Raw genomic sequence first — 18,023 nt, forward strand, 5'->3', positions numbered from 1 at the left:
GCTCAGGCGGCCGTCAGGCCACGCGCGCTCCGATCGTCCGCATCGTCGAGCCACGCCGCCGTTTCGTCCGTGGTAAACCGCCGCTCGGCGGCCTCAAGGATCGCGCTGTCGGGAACCACCTCGAGCGGTGTGTAGCGCGGGTGGTGCGACTCCTTGTACGGGTCGTTCGACTTCGCATTGTAGCAGCAGATCATTGACCAGCGCGAATGCTCGGACAGGTTCTGGTCCGAGCGGTGCAGCATATTGGCATGGAAGAACAGGATATCGCCCGGCTCCATCTCGACATGGACGAGCTCGTAGCGCTTGAGGATCTCCGTCATGCGCTCGGGGTCGGCACCGGCCTGGTCGCCCGACAGCTGATGCTCGATGCGCCCCAGGCGATGCGACCCGCGGACCACCTGCAGGCAGCCATTCTCCCGCGTGGCGCGGTCGACCGCGATATAGGCGCTGGTCAGGTGCGGCTCGAGCACGCCGTTCTGGTACCAATAGCCATAGTCCTGGTGCCAGGTCCAAGCACCGCCGACGCGCGCATCCTTCATGATCATCTTCGAATGATAATGATAAGGCTCGTCCTCGAGCAGCAAGGCGGCCGAGCCGACGATCGACCGGCACCGCGCCACCATGCCGTAGATCGTGTCGGTCGGATGGTTCCACAGCGACAGGCGGACGACGCCGCCTTCGCCATCGTCCTTCCCGAAGGATTTCTGGTCGAGCACCCGGTCCTCGCGCGCCGCCCGCGCGACCGCGCCGATTTCCTCCGGCGAGAGCATGCCCCGCACCAGGACATAGCCATCTCGCTGATAGGCAGCGACATCCTCGGCACTGACGATTCCTTTAGCCATTACGCACTCCTTTCGATCCGATGGTCAGCGCGGGAGCAGTGAGCTGCCCGTGGTCTGGAATTCCCCCGAGATGCCCTGCGCCTGCCCGCCCGGCTGCCCGCCGCCGGCCCAGAGCTGGTAGCGCCCGGGCTCGACCCGCATCCGACCGTCCTCGCCGGCAAACGCCAACTCGCGCGGCGACAGGGTGAACTGCACTGTCTTCGTTTCGCCGGGGAGGAGATGAACACGCTCATAGCCGCGAAGCGAGCGGAGCGGCGCCGCGGTCATGGCCGGGACGGAAAGATAGAGCTGAACGACCTCGTCGCCGGCCCGCTTGCCAGCGTTGCGCACCTTTACCGAGACACGCTGCTCGCCGCCGGCCGCGAGAGTCGGGGCGCCGATCGAGAGGTCGGAATAGGCAAAGCGGGTATAGCTCAGCCCCCAGCCGAACGGGTATTCGGGCTTGCCGTCGAAATAACGATAGGTCCGGCCTTTCATCGCATAGTCGGTGAACGGCGGAAGCTGATCGGCGGAGACGTAGAAGGTGACCGGCAGGCGGCCCGAGGGATTGACCGCGCCGCTCAGCACATCGGCGATCGCCTCGCCGCCGCGCTCTCCGCCATACCATGACTGAAGGATCGCCCGGGCCTTCTCGCCCGTCGGCCCGAGCGCGATCGCCGAGCCGCTTTCAAGAACGAGGATGATCGGCTTGCCCGTCGCGGCGAGCGCATCGACCAGGTCGCGCTGGGCCCCGGGCAGGCGCAGGTCGGTACGGTCGCCGCCGTCGAAGCCCTCGACCTTCAGCGGCATCTCCTCGCCCTCGAGCCAGGGGATCAGGCCGACGAACAGGATCGCGACATCGGCCTTGCGCGCCGCCGCCACTGCTTCGTCGAGCAGGGTTTGCCGAGGCGCCTTCCAGGACAGTGTGACCCCGGCAGAGAAGCGGGGCGAGCGGTGACTGTATTCGAAGCTGAACCGGCGCGGGCGCGTGTCCGCGAAATGGACGGTCACCGTGCTGCGCGGCTTGCCGAAATCCTCGCAGGTCGAGCCCGCCTGGAAATCCCCGGCGCCTTCGACTCGCAGCGTATAGCTTTCATGGTCTTCGCTCGGGTCGCAACGACGGTCGGCGACTTCGAAACTATAATCGCCCGGCGCCGGCACCGCGATGGTACCGGTCCAGCGCGCCGAAAAGGCGTTGGGGTCGACGCCCGGGGCCGGTGCGACGGCGTTCCAGTCGAAGTCGATCTGCCGATCGGTGCGCCGCGCCACAACCGGACCTGAGAAATCGGTGCCGTTGAAGAATTCGACCTTTAGGCCCTGGCCGAACAAGGTGCGGGGCGCCGGGAGCGCGATCTGGTCGACGAACGGCGCGCCCTGCGCATAGGTCACGCGCGCTGCGCCGAACCTTTTCTCGATCCCGTCCAGCGGAAGCACGGGCGAGACGGGTGTGCCCTTGTAATTGCCTTCGAGCGCGATGAGCGAGGTGGCGCTCGGCCCGATGACGGCGATATTGCCGGCCTTCGCCGCCAGCGGCAGCACGCCGTCATTCTTGAGCAGCACGATCGATTCGCGAGCGGCGCGGAGCGCCAGTGCCTGATGTTCGAGGCTGTGATTGGCGCTGATCGGCACTTTCGAGAAGGGAACGCGCGCTGCCGGATCGAACATGCCGAGGCGGATTCGCGCCGCGAAGAGCCGGCGAAGCGACACGTCGAGCTGACCCTCCGCAATGAACCCCTTGCGCACGCTCTCGCCCAGATCGAGATATTCGTCGCGGAAGGTGCAGGCAGTGTCGGTGCCGGCCTTCACCGCTACCGCGGCTCCCTCGACATTGGTCTTGGTGAAATGATGGCCGCGGGTGATGTCGTCGATCGCCCCGCAATCGGAGGTGACGAAGCCGTCGAAACCCCAGGCGGTGCGCAGCGTCGTCTGCAGCAATTCGGGGTTCGCGCAAGCGGGCGCGCCGTCGACGGCGTTATAGGCGCACATCAGCGAATGCGCCTTTCCGTCGACCACCGCGCGGCGAAAGGCCGGGAGATAGGTCTCGTTCAGGTCGCGCGGGCTCGGGGTGACGTCGAAGCCGTGGCGAAGCGGCTCGGGGCCGCTATGGACCGCGAAATGCTTCGGCGTCGCGATCGCCTGGAGATAGCGCGGATCGTCGCCCTGGATGCCGCGGACCAGCGCGGTGGCAAGCGTCCCGGTGAGGAACGGGTCCTCGCCGAGCGTTTCCTGTCCCCTGCCCCAGCGCGGATCGCGGAAGATGTTGATGTTGGGCGTCCAGAAGGTCAGGCCGAAATAGCGGTCGTGATTGCCCTGCGCCTGGGCGAGATTGTACCGCGCGCGGCCTTCGACGCCGATCGTGTTGCCCATCGCGTGCATCAGGTCGCGGTCCCAGGTCGCCGCCATGCCGATCGCCTGGGGGAAGATCGTCGCCTCGCCGCCCCGGGCGACGCCGTGAAGCGCCTCGTTCCAATATTCATAGGAGGGCACGCCGAGCCGCGGGATCGCCGGCGCGGCGTTCTGCATCTGGCGCACTTTCTCGTCGAGGGTCATCCGCCCGACGAGATCGTCAGCGCGCTTTTCGACCGGGGCGTCGGGGTCGCGATAGAGCTGCGCGTGCGCGAGCGACGGCACGCCCGCCAGTAACAGCGCGACCATCGCAGCGCCTCGGCGCGTCCGGACATTCTTCAGTGCCATATTCTGCTTTCCTCCCGTGAAGATCATCGCCGCGCGCGACCCGTTTTCGGATCGAAGGCAAACCAGGTGATGTTGAAGACGTGCCCGTCGATATCCGCGCCCGAACCTCGCGCGACTAGGACCAGGTCGTGCACCCCCCGCACCGGGGCGTTGATCGTCGTTTCGGCCAGCCGGTAGCTGGTTTGCTCGGCGGTCGGCTCGACCTGGACGGTGCCGAGCAGCCGCCCGGCAGGATGATCGAGCCGCAGCTCGAGCCGGGCATCGCGGATGCCCGCATTTTCCGCACTGACCTCGGCCCGGAAGGTCCGCGCGCCGGTGCCGAAATCCATGTTGCGATAGAGCAGATAGCCGCCCGGCTTCATCTTCATCTGATATTCGCCGGCCAGCCCCGCTTCGCCGGTCGCACCGGTGCGAACATGGAACTCGACCGCTTCCCTGCGCGTGGCAAAGGCATCGAGTGTCAAACGCGTGACCCCCGGTGTCCCGACCCCGGCATCCTGTTCCGGCCGGACGGGGCGCAACGTACCGTCGTTCAGGAACTCCAACCGGGTGACCGCTACTTGCCGGTGATGGTCGGCATAGGGCTGCACATCGTCATAGGGGACGTGATAGGCCAGATAGTCGCGGCCCTTGTACCGGCACATGCCCTGTTGGGTCGATTCATGTCCGCCGGGCGCGGGGTAGATCAGCGTCCGCGGCGCCTCCTGGTCGAACGGCCCGAACATGCTGGGCCCACTCGTATAGCGGACATAGGAACCCTTGGCCTCGCAGCCCTTCGCCCTGATTTCCTTATAGGCGACATAAGTCAGGATCCAGCGCCCGCCCGACTTCAACAGCATCGGGCTTTCGAAATATTCGAGGTTGCCGCACGCGTCGCGCTCTGGAACGCGCAATTGCCGGGGCGCATCCGCCAGGCTCGTCATGTCCGCGGCGAGCTTCGCGATCCACACTTCATGTTTGTCAGTGTCGCCCGAACCCCAAAGGAGATAGGGTTCCCCGTTATCAGCGGTGACGACGTAGGGGCTGAGCGCCTCGATCGGCTTGCCGTCGATGCCGCGCATCGGCCCGGCAAAGACGTCGCGGTACGGGCCGTCGAGCCGATCGGCGACGAACGCGCCGAGCTGGAAGCGGCCGTAATTCTGCTCGCTCTTCGCGTTCACCCGAAACGGCGCATAGGCGTAGAAGCGACCTTGGTGCGGGATGCCCGCATCGCCGTCCCACAGCGCGCCGCCCGAATTCCAGGTCACGTCGCGGCCGGTCAGGATCGAGCCGTGATCGACCCAATGGTCGAAGTCGGTTGTACTGAGCGCGTGATAGGCGAACATGCCGCGGAAGAAGCTGTTGTCGCGCTGGAACGGAACGGTGAACGGATCCTGCGTGGTGAACAGGTAGAAGCGGTCGCCGATCTGGCGGCAGGTCGGATCCGAATTGAACAGATAGCCCGGCGTCACCAGCTTCTGCGCCTCGGCCTGGGTGGCGAGCGCGAGGGACAGGAGCGCGGCGGCGATGCCGATGCGGCGGGAGCGCACGCCCTTCACAGCTGCACGCGACTGGCAGCAAGGCCGCGCACGCCAGGCTCGAGTGCAAGCAGCGCGCCCGAGAGCGGCGCGGCGCGCAGTACCTCGTCGGCCAGCCCGATGCGCGCCGTGGTAATGTAGAGCGTGGCGAGATCCGGCCCGCCGAATGCGAGCGAGGTTGGGCGCGGCACGGGCATCTCGACGACCTGGTCGATACGGCCGTCGGGATCGTAGCGGATGATCCGCCATCCGTCCCAGATCGCACTCCAGACATGGCCCTCGGCATCGACCGTCAGGCCGTCCGGCGCCCCTTCCCCATCCGTCAGTTCGGCAAAGAGGGTTTTCTCACCCAAGGTACCCGACGCGACATCGCAGTCGAACCGGTAGATCGACCGGCGCAGCGAATCCGTGAAGTAAAACATGCTGCCATCCGGGCTCCATCCGAGCCCGTTGGACACGCCGACCCCCTCCAGCTTCGTGACCGGCTCCTGTCCGAAGCTGATTCGGTAGAGTGTTCCGGCAAAGCTACGCTCCGCATCGTCCATCGTTCCGATCCAGAAATTGCCCTGCGCGTCGCACCCGCCGTCGTTCGTGCGCATGCCATCGGCCATCGGCAGCGGCCGGGAAATGAGCGTGCGCGCGCCAGTCTCCAGCGACAGGCACTCGAAACCACGGCTGGTGGCGCACAGAATCGCGTCCGGCGCCTCGGTCAGCGCGAGCGCTGAGACAATCCCGTCGAGCTGCCATGTCCGGTGACCACCGTCCAGGCTCCAGGAGTGCACGGCACCGCCCTTCAGGTCGACGAAATGCACGGCCCTCGTGCGCGCGTCCCAGACCGGCCCCTCCCCAAGCAGGCAGCCGGCATCCCATGCGCATCGCACCGCAACTAGTCCCACATCCACTCCAATATGCGTATGCCTATCGACAATAGTGTGTATCCCTATATTACAGGTAAAGGCAAGATTGTTTGGAGATTCGCATGCGGTCACTGGTGTGTCTGGAACCAGGCTCGCTCCTGCTGGAGGAGCGACCGAAGCCGACAAGGGCGGAGGACGAGGCGCTGATCCGTATCCGGCGGGTGGGAATCTGCGGCACCGACATGCACATCTTCCATGGCCGCCAGCCCTATCTTTCCTATCCCAGGGTCATGGGACACGAGTTCGCCGGGGACGTGGAAGCGGCGCCGGAAGGCAGCGGCCTCACGGCGGGCGATCGCGTATTGGTCATGCCCTATCTTTCCTGCGGGACCTGCAGTGCCTGCCGGCAGGGCAAGACGAATTGCTGCAGCAAATTGGAAGTCCTCGGCGTGCATCGCGACGGCGCCCTCGCTGATTATGTGAGCGTCCCGGTCCAGTTCATCCTCAAGGCTGACGGCCTGAGCCTGGACCAGGCCGCGATGGTCGAGTTCCTGTCGATCGGCGCGCACGCCGTCGGCCGGGCAGCGATCCGCCCCGGCCAGCGCGCCCTGATCGTCGGCGCCGGCCCGATCGGACTCGCGGCATCGCTGTTCAGCGTGCTGGCGGGCGGGCGCGTCACGGTCGTCGACACGCGCGAAGACCGGCTGGCATTCGCGGCGCGCGAGCTTCAGGTCGACCATGTCGTACCGCTGTCGGACGATACCGAGGCGTCGCTGCGTCGCATCACCAATGGCGATTTCTTCGATGTCGTCTTCGACGCCACGGGAAGCCCCAGGGCGATGGAGACCGGCTTCGCTTATGTGGCGCACGGCGGAACCTATGTGCTGATCTCGGTGGTGAGTTCAGCGATCACCTTCTCGGACCCCGAATTCCACAAGCGCGAGACGACCCTGCTCGCATCGCGCAATGCCACGATCGCCGACTTCGAAACCGTCATGCGAGCGATGCGCGAGGGCAAGGTGCCCACCGACGCCTTCGGCTCGCATCGCGCCACGCTGGACGAGTTTCCACGTGCACTGCTCGACTGGATCGATCCGGAAAGCCATGTCATCAAGGCGCTGATCGAGGTATAGACGATATGCGCCTACCGCGGTTCGGTATGGGCTGCAGTGCCCTTGGCAATCTCTATCGGGCAATGTCGGACGACGACGCCATCGCAACGGTCGAGGCGGCCCTTGCCCATGGCATCGGCTATTTCGACGTCGCGCCGCACTATGGCTTCGGCATGGCTGAACGCCGGCTGGGGATGGCGCTGGCGAAACACGGCGGCCCCGCGCCGCTCGTGTCGACCAAGGTCGGTCGGTTGCTCGCGCCCACCGCAGCAGGCGGCACGCGGCACGGCTTTGTCGATGCGGATCCCTATGAGCCGGACTTCGACTATCGCGAGGATGCCGTGCTCGCATCGCATGAGGCGAGCCTTGCGCGGCTGGGCCTGGCGCGGGTCGATCTGCTCCTCGCGCACGATCTCGGCACCCTCACCCACGGCGCCACGGCCGGGCGGCATCTCGACGACTTCCTGGGCGGCGGCTATCCCGCGATGCGGCGCCTCAAGGAGACCGGGCGGATCGACGCCATCGGCATCGGCGTCAACGAAATCGCGGTCTGCGAGCGGCTCCTCGACGAAGTGCCGCTCGATGTCATTCTTCTCGCCGGGCGCTACACGTTGCTCGAACAGGGCGCGCTACCCCTGCTCGATCGGTGCGCGCGCGACGGCGTCAAGGTGATCGTCGGCGGGCCATATAATTCCGGCCTGCTCGTCGAAGCCCCGAATGGCGGCGCGCTGCACTATGACTATGCGACGGCACCCGCGCCCGCCGTCGCCCGGGCGCAGGCACTATGGGCCGCGTGTTCGGCATACGCGGTCGCCTTGCCTGCCGCCGCGCTGCAGTTTCCGCTCGCCCACCCCGCCGTCACGAGCGTCGTCGCCGGCCTGGCCACGCCGGCGCAGGTGGCCGACCTGGCCAGCTGGACAGAGGCCGCCATTCCGGGCGGCTTGTGGCGTCATCTGCGTGCGGCGGGGTTCCTTGCGCCATCCGCGCCGACCCCGGCCTGACGCATCTGGCGCGCGACGCGTCCGTCAATGCAGAAAGATGTAGAGCAGGGCGACTGTCGCGAAGAGCAGCCCGGAGACGATGCGCGGATCGGTAGGTCCCTGGACCGGCCCGCGCAGGAAGGCGAGCGGATGATCCCATGACACGGCGGCGACCCGCACCGGATCCATTGGCGGCGTCGCCAGGCTGACACCCACATAGATCGCGATGCACAAAGCCGCGAGCAGCGGCCCGACGAGCATGAACGGAATCCCGACCCCGTAGTGCGGATCGCTGATCAGGCCACCGAATGCCTCCGCCGGCGCCAGACCAAGCAGCCCGCGCCCGACCGAGGGGAGATCGATAATGAAATAGGCGAGGCCGATCGCCGTGCCGATGAACAGGGTCGCCATCGCGCCCTGGTTGTTGCCGCGCGGCCACAGGATGCCGAGGAGGAACACGGTGGTCACCGCCGGCGCGAATGTCATCGGAATCTTGTTGATCGCCTCGAAGATGGTGCCGAACTGATCGCCCTGGGTCGACCAGGCCATTGCGAGCAGCATGATCACCCCCGTCGCGATGCGACCGATCCGCACGAGCTTGCGCTCGCTCGTTTCGGGCCTGATCCGGCGGACGATGTCGAGCGAGACGAGCGTGGCGCAGCTGTTGAGCGCCGCCGCCATGCAGCTCATCAGCGCCGCGGCCATGCAGGCGGCCAGCAGGCCGCGCACCCCCACCGGCACCAGATGGTTGATGAGCGCCGGCAGCATCGCATTGAAGTCGGGCTGGCTGGTACCGGCAACCACCGGCAACTGGAACGCGCCGTGGCGCCACAGCACGAAGCCGATGATGCCGGGAAGGACCATCAGGAACACTGGGGTGATCTTGAGGAAGCCGGCGAACAGCGCGCCGTTCTGCCCGGCCCGCAGATCGCGCGCGCCCAGCACACGCTGCACATGCGTCTGGTCGGCACACCAATACCAGATGCCGAGGATCGGATAGCCGAGCAGCACGGCGAGCCATGAGAATCCGTTGAGGTTGCCCGCCCCATCGTGGATCGGCTGCAGCATGCTCAACCGTTCGGGCGAGGCCGCCTCGCGAAACGCGGCGACATCGTGCACCCCGATGCCCGGCAAGGCCTGGATGCCGAGCGTCGTGATCAGGATAGCACCGCCGAGCAGGAGGCAGACCTGGATGCTCTCGGTCAGCACGACCGCGCGTAGTCCGCCCAATGCCGTGTAGACGACGGTGAACAGCGACAGCGTGACGATGATCGGGAACATCGGCAGGCCGAGGAAACTCTCGAACAGCTTGGCGGCGGCAAACAGGCTGATACCGATATGCACCAGCAGCGCGCCGAGCAGGCCGATCACCGCCAGGAAGGTGCGGGCAGACGGGCCATAACGCCGCTCCATGAACTCGGGCAGGGTCTGGACGCCCGACCGGATATAGAAGGGCGCGAAAATCAGGGCGAGCAGGATGAGCGTGAACGACGCCATCCATTCGAAATTGCCGATGACCAGGCCGTCCTTCGCCCCGCCAGCAGCCAGGCCCACCAGATGCAGCGTCGAGATGTTCGAGGTGAAGACGGCAGCGCCCACCGTGAACCAGTTGAGCGAACGGCTGGCTAGAAAATATTGCTGCGCACTGCTGTTGCGCCGGTACCCGACGATGATGCCGAAGGCGGTGATGCCAATCAGATACACCGCCATGACGGCGAGATCGAGCCAGTTGAGTGTCATGCGTGCCTCATGAAGATGTTGCGAAGGGACTCAGCGGTCCCAGCCCTGCTCGATTTCTTCCAGACTCTGCCCCTTGGTCTCGGGAAGATTGCGCAGCACGAAGACGAAGCCGCCAGCGCAAATACCGGCATAGATCCAGAAGGTGACCGCGGTTCCGACCGACGCGTTGAGCAATGGGAAGGTGTAGGTGAGTATGAAGCATGCCGCCCAGAGCGCGGTGGTGCAGATCGCGACCGACGCCCCCCTCGCTTCATTGGGGAATATCTCGGAGAGGATGACCCAGGTGATCGGGGCGAGCGTCATAGCGTAGACGCCGATCGCCGCGACTACGAGCAGGAGCAGCGGCCAGCCCTGGAAATGGCCGAAATAGAGCGCGCCGAGCACGAGATAGATCATAGCAAGGCCAGCGCAGCCGATGAGCATGAGCGGCCGCCGCCCCCACCGGTCGACCGTGCCGATCGCGACGAAGGTGAAGATGCACATGACGACACCGGTGACGACGATGTTGAAGAGGATCGCGGAGAGCGCATAGCCGGCGGCCGTGAACACTTCCTGCGCATAGTTGAAGATCACGTTGATCCCGCACCATTGCTGGAGCACGGCGAGCGTGATGCCGATGGCGAGCGCCCGCCGCGTGCGCGGCTGGCGGATCGTGCCCCAGACGTCGCGCGACGGCGCCGCGGCGAAGCCGGCGCGCATCTCCTCCACAACGATCTTCGCCCGGGCGCTGCCGCCGAAGCGCGCGAGCACGGCCTCGGCGTCGGCCCACCGGCCCTTCCCCGCGAGCCAGCGCGGGCTTTCCGGAATGACCAGCGCCCCGAGGAAGAACAGGATCGCCGGAACGACCGCGGCTTCGAACATGTGGCGCCAGGCGGTGTGGCCATTCCAGCTGACGCGGATGGCGTCGATCGTCGCTCCTGCCGCAATGGGTTCGGCGATGAGCCAGTTGACGGTCTGCGCGCCGACAATGCCGAGCACGATGGTCAGTTCGTTGAGGCAGACCAGCTTGCCGCGGATCTCGGCGGGCGCGATCTCGGCAATGTAAACCGGCGACAGGACCGACGCCATGCCGATGGCAAGGCCGCCGATGACGCGCCAGGCGACGAAACCGTCGAAGCTCATCGCTCGCCCCGTGCCGATCGCCGAAACGGCGAACAGAAGCGCCGCGACGAGCAGCGCGCGACGTCGGCCGAGCGCTTCGCTGAGTGCGCCCGACCCCACCGCACCGATCAGGCAGCCGACCAGTGCGCAGCTCATCGCCCACGCCTGGAGCTGGGGCTCGACCACGCCGAAATAGGCTTCGTAGAAGGGCTTGGCGCCGCCTATGACGACCCAATCGTAACCGAACAACAGGCCGCCGAGCGCCGAAACGCCCGCCACGAACCACAGGAAGGCCGAACCGCCGCCCGACCCGATGGAATCGTCGGCGATAATCTGAGCTGTCGGCATTATTCTCCCCGATATCGCACGTTATTCGCTTATCCTGTATTATAGCTTGATCTTCTTCAAGCACAATCGCACGAATTGCGTGAGGAGTTTCATCGCGGGAACGAACGCGCCACGTCGGCGGCGCGCGACATCAAAACATGCCCTGAACGCGCATTCCCGTGAACGCGCGCTAACCGCTATGACCGGCGCCGGCCTGCTGCGGCAACGCAGTTGCATGGCGCCAGCCCAGCCCGGCCAGCACCGGGAAGCTCTCGGCCCGCTCGCGCGCATGCGCAGACGAGGCCGTGCCGCGGATCACCCGCCCCTTGATGCCGTGAAAGATCGCAGCGAGGCGGAAGAAGTTGAAGGCGAGATAGAACCCATAGTCCGGTATCCCGGCCCGTCCGGTGCGGCGGCAATAGGCGGCCACATAATCGGCTTCCGACGGGATATTCAGCGCCGCCAGATCGGCACCGGCGAGGCCCGCCACGATGTGCGGCGGCATATGGTACATCATGGCGTGATAGGCAAAATCGGCGAGCGGATGACCGAGCGTCGACAATTCCCAGTCGAGCACCGCCAGGATGCGCGGCTCGGTCGGATGGAAGATCAGATTGTCGATGCGGAAATCGCCATGGACGATCGCGACATCCTCCCCGTCGGGAATGTGCGCCGGCAGCCATTCGACCAGCCGGTCCATATCGGGATCGCGACCGGCCTCCCCATCATCCAGATACTGACGCGACCAGCGGGCGATCTGGCGCGCGAAATAATTGCCCGGCCGGCCATAATCGCCGAGACCGATCGCCTGCGGATCGATCCCGTGGAGCCGCGCCAGCACCGCGTTCATCGCGTCGAAATAGGCCGGACGCGCGTCTCGCTCGATCTCCGGCAGGGTCGCGTCCCAGAAGATTCGCCCCTCGACCATGTCCATCACGAAGAAGGGCGTGCCGACTACCCCCTCATCGTCGCACAGGCCATGCACATGCGGGACGGGAAAACCTGCCCCACCGAGCGCTGAGAAGATCCGCGCCTCACGCTCGATCGCATGTGCGCCCTTCAGCAAGGCCCCGGGCGGCTTGCGCCGCAACACATAATCGCGGCCGGGGGTGGCGAGACGATAGGTCGGGTTGGACTGACCACCCTTGAACTGCTCGACCACGAGCGGGCCAGCATAACCGGGAATATGCGCCGCCATCCAGTCATTCAGCCGGGCCTCGTCGAAACCATAGCCCTGGCGGACAGCCGTCGTCCCGGTATTCGCGGCCCGATCGGCAGCGATCATCCGGCGATCGGGCGGGGCGTGAATTCCACCGGCAGCGTCTTCAGCGCCCGGGCTTCGCTCGACGTGTAATCGGGCTCGAACCCGTCAGCGATCCGATAGTCGCCGATCCGGCGCAGCACGGTCTTGAGACAGATGTCGATCATCACGCGCGCATAATGCCGGCCGATGCAGACATGGGCGCCGGTGCCGAACGACATATGATCGCGCGCGTCGCGCGCGATGATGCACTGGTCGGGATCGGCGAACTTGGCCGGATCGCGGTTCGCCGCACCGTTGATCGCGAGCACGAAATCCCCGGGGTGGACGATTCCGCCATCGAGTTCGGTTTCCTTCGTCGCGGTACGGCGCAGTGCCTGGATCGGCGTGGTGAAGCGCAGAAACTCCTCGATCGCACCTTCCCAGGGAACCTCTCCCGACAGCAGGCGCTGCTTGTCCTCGGAATGCTCGCCGAGGTGATAGAGCGACCCGCTCATCGCCGAGCTGGTCGAATCGAGTGCGCCGAACAGCGCGAGGATCAGGACCTGATACCCCTCGGTGTCGGTCAGCATGCGGCCGTCGAATTCCTCTTCGATCAGGCATTGCAGCAGGTCGTCGCGGCGCTCGGTCGCGGCGCGCCGTTCGGCGACGAGGTTGGTGAGATAGCCGGCGATCTCGCCATAACGCTGGACCCATCCGTCATGATCGTTGAGGCGGTGGTGCACCATCCACAACAGTTTCTCGGACAGCATCTGCCGGTCGCTGAGCGGCACGCCCAGCACCGGCAGCGTGGTCATGGCGAGAAACGGCCGGGTCAGCTCGTTGACGAGATCGGCGGCGCCCCGCGCGGCGAACGCGTCGATCAGTTCGTCGGCCAGCCCCTGGATGCGCGGGCGGTCCGCCTCGGCCGCTTCCTGGGTGAAGAAGCGATTGAGCACACGGCGCCAGCGGGTGTGGCTCGGCGGATCGAGATCGACCGGCAGCAAACGCACGAGCTGGTCGGGCAACCCGGCCCCTTCAGCCGAAGAGAAGGTCTTGTACTCGGCGAAGACCCGTTTCACCCCGTCATAAGTGGTCGGGAAATAGAAGCCGCCGAGTTCGTTGGAATGGCCGAGCGGGCATTTGCCGCGGACCTCTGCCAGGAAGCTGTAGGGATCTTGTGCGATCTCCGGGCTGTGATGATTATAGTCGGCCTCGGTATGGTTCGCGGTCATCCTGGCTCTCCTGGTCGCGCTTAACGCTGGCTGCTCGGGGTGAGGATGGTGATCCCCTCCATCGCCGCGGTGACATGAATCTGGCACGATAAGCGGCTGCGTTCGTGCACTTCAACGCCGAATTCGAGCATCTCGCGCTCGTCGTCCGATGCCTCGCCGGTCACCGCGCGCCATTCGTCGGGAATGTGGACGTGGCAGGTCGCACAGGCGAGCGCCCCGCCGCACTCGCCCTCGATGGCGACGACGCCGTTACGCACCGCCGTCTCCATCAGGCTCGCGCCCTCCGTGGCCTCGACCACGGTCTCGATGCCGTCCACATCCTTGTACGTGACCCTGACCATCGTCACTCCCTTGATGGCGAGTGACCGGCGGCCAGACCGCCGGTCACCAATTCCTGCCGTTGCCCGGTCCGACCGGTCAACGGTTCTTGAAGCTGACCGTAACGCCGACGGTACGCGGCGGCGCCAGGAACTGGATGTCGCCCAGCGCCTGCTCGGTACGGTTCAGGTAATAATCCTTGTCGAACAGGTTACGGACCCAGAATTGGACGCCGTAGCGCTTGTCGGGCGAGGTCCAGCCGAGCGTCGTGTTGACCACCGCATAGGACGGGATGAACAGCCGGTTCGCGGCCGAGACGAACACCTTGTCGCGATAGGATCCCGTGGCGTTCAGCCCGATGTCGCCGAAGCTGGTCGGAATGCGATAGTCGAGCGACAGGTTGCCGCTGACCCTCGGCGCATAGATCATGTCGTTGCCCGTCGCATTCACGGAGCTCTGCCCGCCGAGCAAGGGCGAGGAGGGCGTGAAGGTCGCGTTGGGGAAGTCGGTATATTTGCCGTCGAGCCAGCCCGCGCCCGCCGAGATGGTGAAGTAGCGCGATGCCTTGATCGTCAGGTCGGCATCCACGCCGTGGACGCGCGCGGCCGCCGCATTGGTCGTCAGCACCGCGCCGCCGCCGGTGATGTTGAAGACCTGGATGTCCTTGTAATCATAGATGAAGGCCGCGATGTTGAAACGGACCTTGTGGTCGAAGAGCTGCATCTTCAGGCCGGCTTCATAGGCATCGAGCACCTCGGGCCGATAGCCGGGTGTGCCGGCGTTGATCATGTTGAAGCCGCCGCTCTTGATGCCGCGATTGTACGAAAGATAGCCGAGGATATCGGATGAGAAACTATGGTCGAGCGCGGCGCGCCAGGTGAGCTTCTTGATGTTCTGCGATTGCGGGCAATGGGTGGTGGCGCCGGGGCATAGCGGATTGGGGGCATGCGGGAACACCACGCCGCCGCTCTCGGTATAGCCGTCGGTATCCTGGGTTTCATAGGTGTAGCGCAGGCCGCCTGTCAGCTTGGTGTCGGCAAAGATCGGGACGGTCGCCTGGCCATAGCCCGAATAGGACCGGGTCTTCTGCGAGCCGAACAGATCGATATTGGGAAGCGGCGCGGCGGCGAAGCCGGCAATGCGCAGCGGCGTATAGGCATATTTGGCGTCGAAGAAATACCCGCCGATCAGCCAGTCGATCGTCGAATCCTTCTTCGAGAGCAGCTGGATTTCCTGCGAGAAGCTTTCGGCGAACTGGTTGATCGTGGCCTGGACGATCGGCGTCGGCGTCGCGTCCTGATCGAGCTGGAATTCGCCCGTGACATGGCGATAGCCCGAGATGCTGACCAGGCGCGCAAAGTCCAGATCCTGATCGATCCGCAGCGAGAAGCCATAGACCTCGTTGTCGGCCGTGTTGCGGAAGTCGGTGTTGGTCTTGCGCTTGCCCGGATAGCCGGTGACGCCGTCCGCGCCGATCACGCCCGGAGCCAGCTGATAGTCGGCGCCGGTCGACTTCAGCCGACTGTAATCGCCCGTCAGCCGGATCTCGGTGTTCGCCCCCGGGGTCCAGAGGATCTTCGAGCGGAGACCGAGCTGGTTGCGGAGGAAGATGTCGGCATTGCGGTTGATGTCCTTGCCATAGCCGTCGCCGTTGCGATCGAAGCTGAAGGCGAGATCGGCCGCCAGATTGCTGGCGAGCCCGCCCGACACATAGGCCTGGGCTTCGAGCGTGTTGAAGGTGCCATAGCCCACACTGGCATCGACCAGAGGTTGCTGGACCGGATCGCGCGTGATGATCTGGATAACGCCGCCGGTGGCGTTGCGGCCGAACAACGTCCCCTGCGGACCCTTGAGCACCTCGATCCGCTCGACATTGTTGAACTTGAAGATGTTGCCGGTGACCGACGGGATATAGACGCCGTCGATATAGGTCGCGACCGACGCCTCGTCGTTCGGGTTGGACTGGTTCGAGCCGACGCCGCGCAGGAACGGCGTCACCGATACGCCATTCTCGCTCAGGGTCAGGTTCGGCACCGCCGTATCGAGGTTGAGCGTGTTCATCACCTGACGCGAGGCGAGATCGCCCGCAGTCACGGCGGTAACGGCGATCGGCACCTGCTGGAGTGATTGCGAGGTGCGCTGCGCGGTGACGATGATGTCCGGCAGCGCAGTATCGTCGGCCTGGGGCTGCGCGCCTGCGGCGGCCGGTTCGACTGACTGGGCATAGGCCGGGGCCGCGACACCAACGGCCAGCGCGACACCTGAAAGCAACATGACACGAGTGTTCATTTCGTCCTCCCCAACCGGGGCCGCTCTTGTCGGCGGTCCTCCTGCCCTCCGGTTCGCCATTGAACCATACGGTGTTAGCTTGTTATCGTCGTTCGCAATGGATTGCAACGACCAGTTTTGGGTCAGCCAAAAGATCGTTTCGACGTCGTGTTCTTTACGCAACCTATGTTTTTCGCAGGTGCGAGATGATCAGGTCGCGACAGGCCACCGGTTGAAGGGCGCCTTGCCGCGATTATGAAACAGCGTTAGGGTAAACCTGCAAAAGCGGCCGACTCAACGGGCCGCAGGGCTGGAGATGTGATGACGGCGGACGAACAGATGCTCGATCGCGTGCGGCGCGGCCGCTTCCTGATCGACGGCGAATGGATCGAGCCCGGGGATCGCACCCTGTTCGAGATCGTCACCCCTTCCGACGAGACGGTCTTCGCCGCGGTGCCCTTCGCCACCGCCGACGATATCGAGCTGGCCGTCAATGCCGCGCGGCGCGCCTTCGATCACGGCCCCTGGCCGCGCCTGTCGCATCGCGACCGCAGCGATTTCCTGGCGCGCCTTGCCGATGCGATCGAGGCGAAGTCCGATCTGTTCGCGCGGATCTGGACGTCGGAGGTCGGCGGGTTGATCGGCTATGGCGGCCACATGGTCGCCGGGTCGTGCACGATGATCCGCGACTTCGCGCGGATGGCGGACGACTTCCCCTTTATCGAGCGGCATGCGCCGACCGCGGGCGGCAATATCGGCCTGCTGATCCATGAACCGGTCGGCGTGGTCGGTGCGATCATCCCCTGGAACGCGCCGATCCTGATGCTCGCCTCGAAGCTGGCCCCCGCCCTGCTCGCCGGATGCACCGTCGTGGTGAAGATGTCGCCAGAGGCGCCGCTGGAAGGCGTGCTGCTCGGCGAGATCGTCCAGGAATTGGGTCTGCCGCCGGGTGTGATCAACATCGTGATGGCGGACCGCGACGTTTCCGAATTGCTCGTCCGCAACGAAGGCGTCGACAAGATCAGCTTCACCGGATCAAGCGCGGTCGGCCAGCGCGTCGCCTCGATCTGCGGCGGCCGCATGGCCCGCGCGACACTCGAGCTGGGTGGCAAGTCCGCCGCCGTGGTGCTCGACGATTCGCCGCTCGATATCGTCGTCAGTGCGATCGCGCCGCAGGTCGGCATGCTCGGCATGCAATTCTGCTCGGCGCTCAGCCGGGTGATCGTCCCCCAGCACCGCCACGATGCCCTGCTCGACGGAATCGCCGACGCGTTGAAACAGATCCAGGTCGGGGACCCGTTCGATCTCGCGACCCAGATGGGGCCGATGTCGATGAAGCGGCAACGCGACCGCATCGAATCCTATATCGAGAGCGGCAAGGCCGACGGCTTCACCCTCGCCACCGGCGGCGGCCGGCCGCACGGCTTCAACCGCGGCTATTATCTCGAACCCACCCTGTTCGGCGACGTGCGCAACGATGCAAAAATCGCGCGCGAGGAGATTTTTGGCCCCGTCATCTCGGTCATCCCGGCGCGCGACGAGGAAGAGGCGATCGCGATGGCGAACGACAGCGATTTCGGCCTCAACAGCTCGGTCTTCACCGCCGATCGCGACCGGGCGATGCAGGTCGCGCGGCGGATGCGCGCCGGCACCGTCGGCCACAACGCGTTTCGCAGCGATTTCGGCATCGCCTTTGGCGGCTGGAAGCGATCGGGCATCGGCCGGGAGGGCGGTCGGCTCGGCCTGCTGCCCTATCTCGAAGCCAAGACGGTTATCCTGGACGAAGAGCCGTCATCGGTCCTCGCCTGACATT

The 18,023-nt window shown here is 65.5% G+C and carries 13 protein-coding genes; 3 read left to right on the plus strand and 10 right to left on the minus strand.

Annotated features, from left to right (window positions below; genetic code table 11):
- Positions 1-2: 2 nt before the first annotated feature.
- Genes WC729_RS11680 through WC729_RS11695 form a run of 4 tightly spaced genes read right to left on the minus strand, consistent with a single transcriptional unit; the run spans position 3 to position 6,021 of the window.
- Entirely contained in the window at positions 3-842 is an 840-nt protein-coding gene (locus WC729_RS11680; RefSeq protein ID WP_372852803.1) for a phytanoyl-CoA dioxygenase family protein, read from the minus strand.
- Positions 843-866: 24 nt separating this feature from the next.
- Complete coding sequence (locus tag WC729_RS11685; RefSeq protein ID WP_372852805.1) at positions 867-3,515, minus strand: glycoside hydrolase family 3 C-terminal domain-containing protein; 2,649 nt, start codon at positions 3,513-3,515, stop codon at positions 867-869.
- Between the two features lie 23 nt (positions 3,516-3,538).
- Entirely contained in the window at positions 3,539-5,044 is a 1,506-nt protein-coding gene (locus WC729_RS11690) for a family 43 glycosylhydrolase (RefSeq protein WP_372852807.1), read from the minus strand.
- Between the two features lie 5 nt (positions 5,045-5,049).
- Positions 5,050-6,021 (minus strand): SMP-30/gluconolactonase/LRE family protein, encoded by a 972-nt coding sequence (locus WC729_RS11695; protein WP_372852809.1) that lies wholly within the window; start codon positions 6,019-6,021, stop codon positions 5,050-5,052.
- Between WC729_RS11695 and WC729_RS11700 the strand changes: the two genes are divergently transcribed.
- Together WC729_RS11700 and WC729_RS11705 are read left to right on the plus strand one after the other, a co-directional pair.
- Positions 6,012-7,022 (plus strand): zinc-binding alcohol dehydrogenase family protein, encoded by a 1,011-nt coding sequence (locus tag WC729_RS11700; protein WP_372852811.1) that lies wholly within the window; start codon positions 6,012-6,014, stop codon positions 7,020-7,022. The genes WC729_RS11695 and WC729_RS11700 overlap by 10 nt on opposite strands.
- 26 nt (positions 7,023-7,048) lie before the next feature.
- Complete coding sequence (locus tag WC729_RS11705; RefSeq protein ID WP_372852812.1) at positions 7,049-8,002, plus strand: aldo/keto reductase; 954 nt, start codon at positions 7,049-7,051, stop codon at positions 8,000-8,002.
- A gap of 24 nt (positions 8,003-8,026) precedes the next feature.
- Here WC729_RS11705 and WC729_RS11710 read toward each other — a convergent pair whose 3' ends face one another.
- From WC729_RS11710 to WC729_RS11735, 6 genes are all read right to left on the minus strand, one after another.
- A complete protein-coding gene (locus tag WC729_RS11710; protein WP_372852813.1) occupies positions 8,027-9,721 on the minus strand; it encodes a sodium/solute symporter in 1,695 nt (564 codons plus the stop codon).
- 30 nt (positions 9,722-9,751) lie between these two features.
- Positions 9,752-11,170, minus strand: coding sequence for a sugar porter family MFS transporter (locus tag WC729_RS11715; protein ID WP_372852814.1), 1,419 nt, complete (start codon positions 11,168-11,170; stop codon positions 9,752-9,754).
- A gap of 169 nt (positions 11,171-11,339) precedes the next feature.
- The gene (locus tag WC729_RS11720; RefSeq protein WP_372852815.1) at positions 11,340-12,434 is read right to left on the minus strand and encodes a phosphotransferase family protein; all 1,095 of its coding nucleotides are present in this window, start codon (positions 12,432-12,434) and stop codon (positions 11,340-11,342) included.
- On the minus strand, positions 12,431-13,624 hold the full coding sequence (locus WC729_RS11725; protein ID WP_372852816.1) for a cytochrome P450: 1,194 nt from the start codon (positions 13,622-13,624) through the stop codon (positions 12,431-12,433). Before WC729_RS11725 ends, WC729_RS11720 begins: the two co-directional genes overlap by 4 nt.
- Positions 13,625-13,644: 20 nt before the next feature.
- Positions 13,645-13,965: a 2Fe-2S iron-sulfur cluster-binding protein gene (locus WC729_RS11730; RefSeq protein WP_372852818.1), complete on the minus strand. Its 321-nt coding sequence runs from the start codon at positions 13,963-13,965 to the stop codon at positions 13,645-13,647.
- 76 nt (positions 13,966-14,041) lie between these two features.
- On the minus strand, positions 14,042-16,231 hold the full coding sequence (locus tag WC729_RS11735) for a TonB-dependent receptor (RefSeq protein WP_372852820.1): 2,190 nt from the start codon (positions 16,229-16,231) through the stop codon (positions 14,042-14,044).
- Positions 16,232-16,531: 300 nt separating this feature from the next.
- Between WC729_RS11735 and WC729_RS11740 the strand changes: the two genes are divergently transcribed.
- Positions 16,532-18,019: an aldehyde dehydrogenase gene (locus WC729_RS11740; RefSeq protein ID WP_372852822.1), complete on the plus strand. Its 1,488-nt coding sequence runs from the start codon at positions 16,532-16,534 to the stop codon at positions 18,017-18,019.
- Positions 18,020-18,023 lie beyond the last annotated feature (4 nt).

Source organism: Sphingomonas sp. (assembly GCF_041661825.1).
Lineage (GTDB): Bacteria > Pseudomonadota > Alphaproteobacteria > Sphingomonadales > Sphingomonadaceae > Sphingomonas.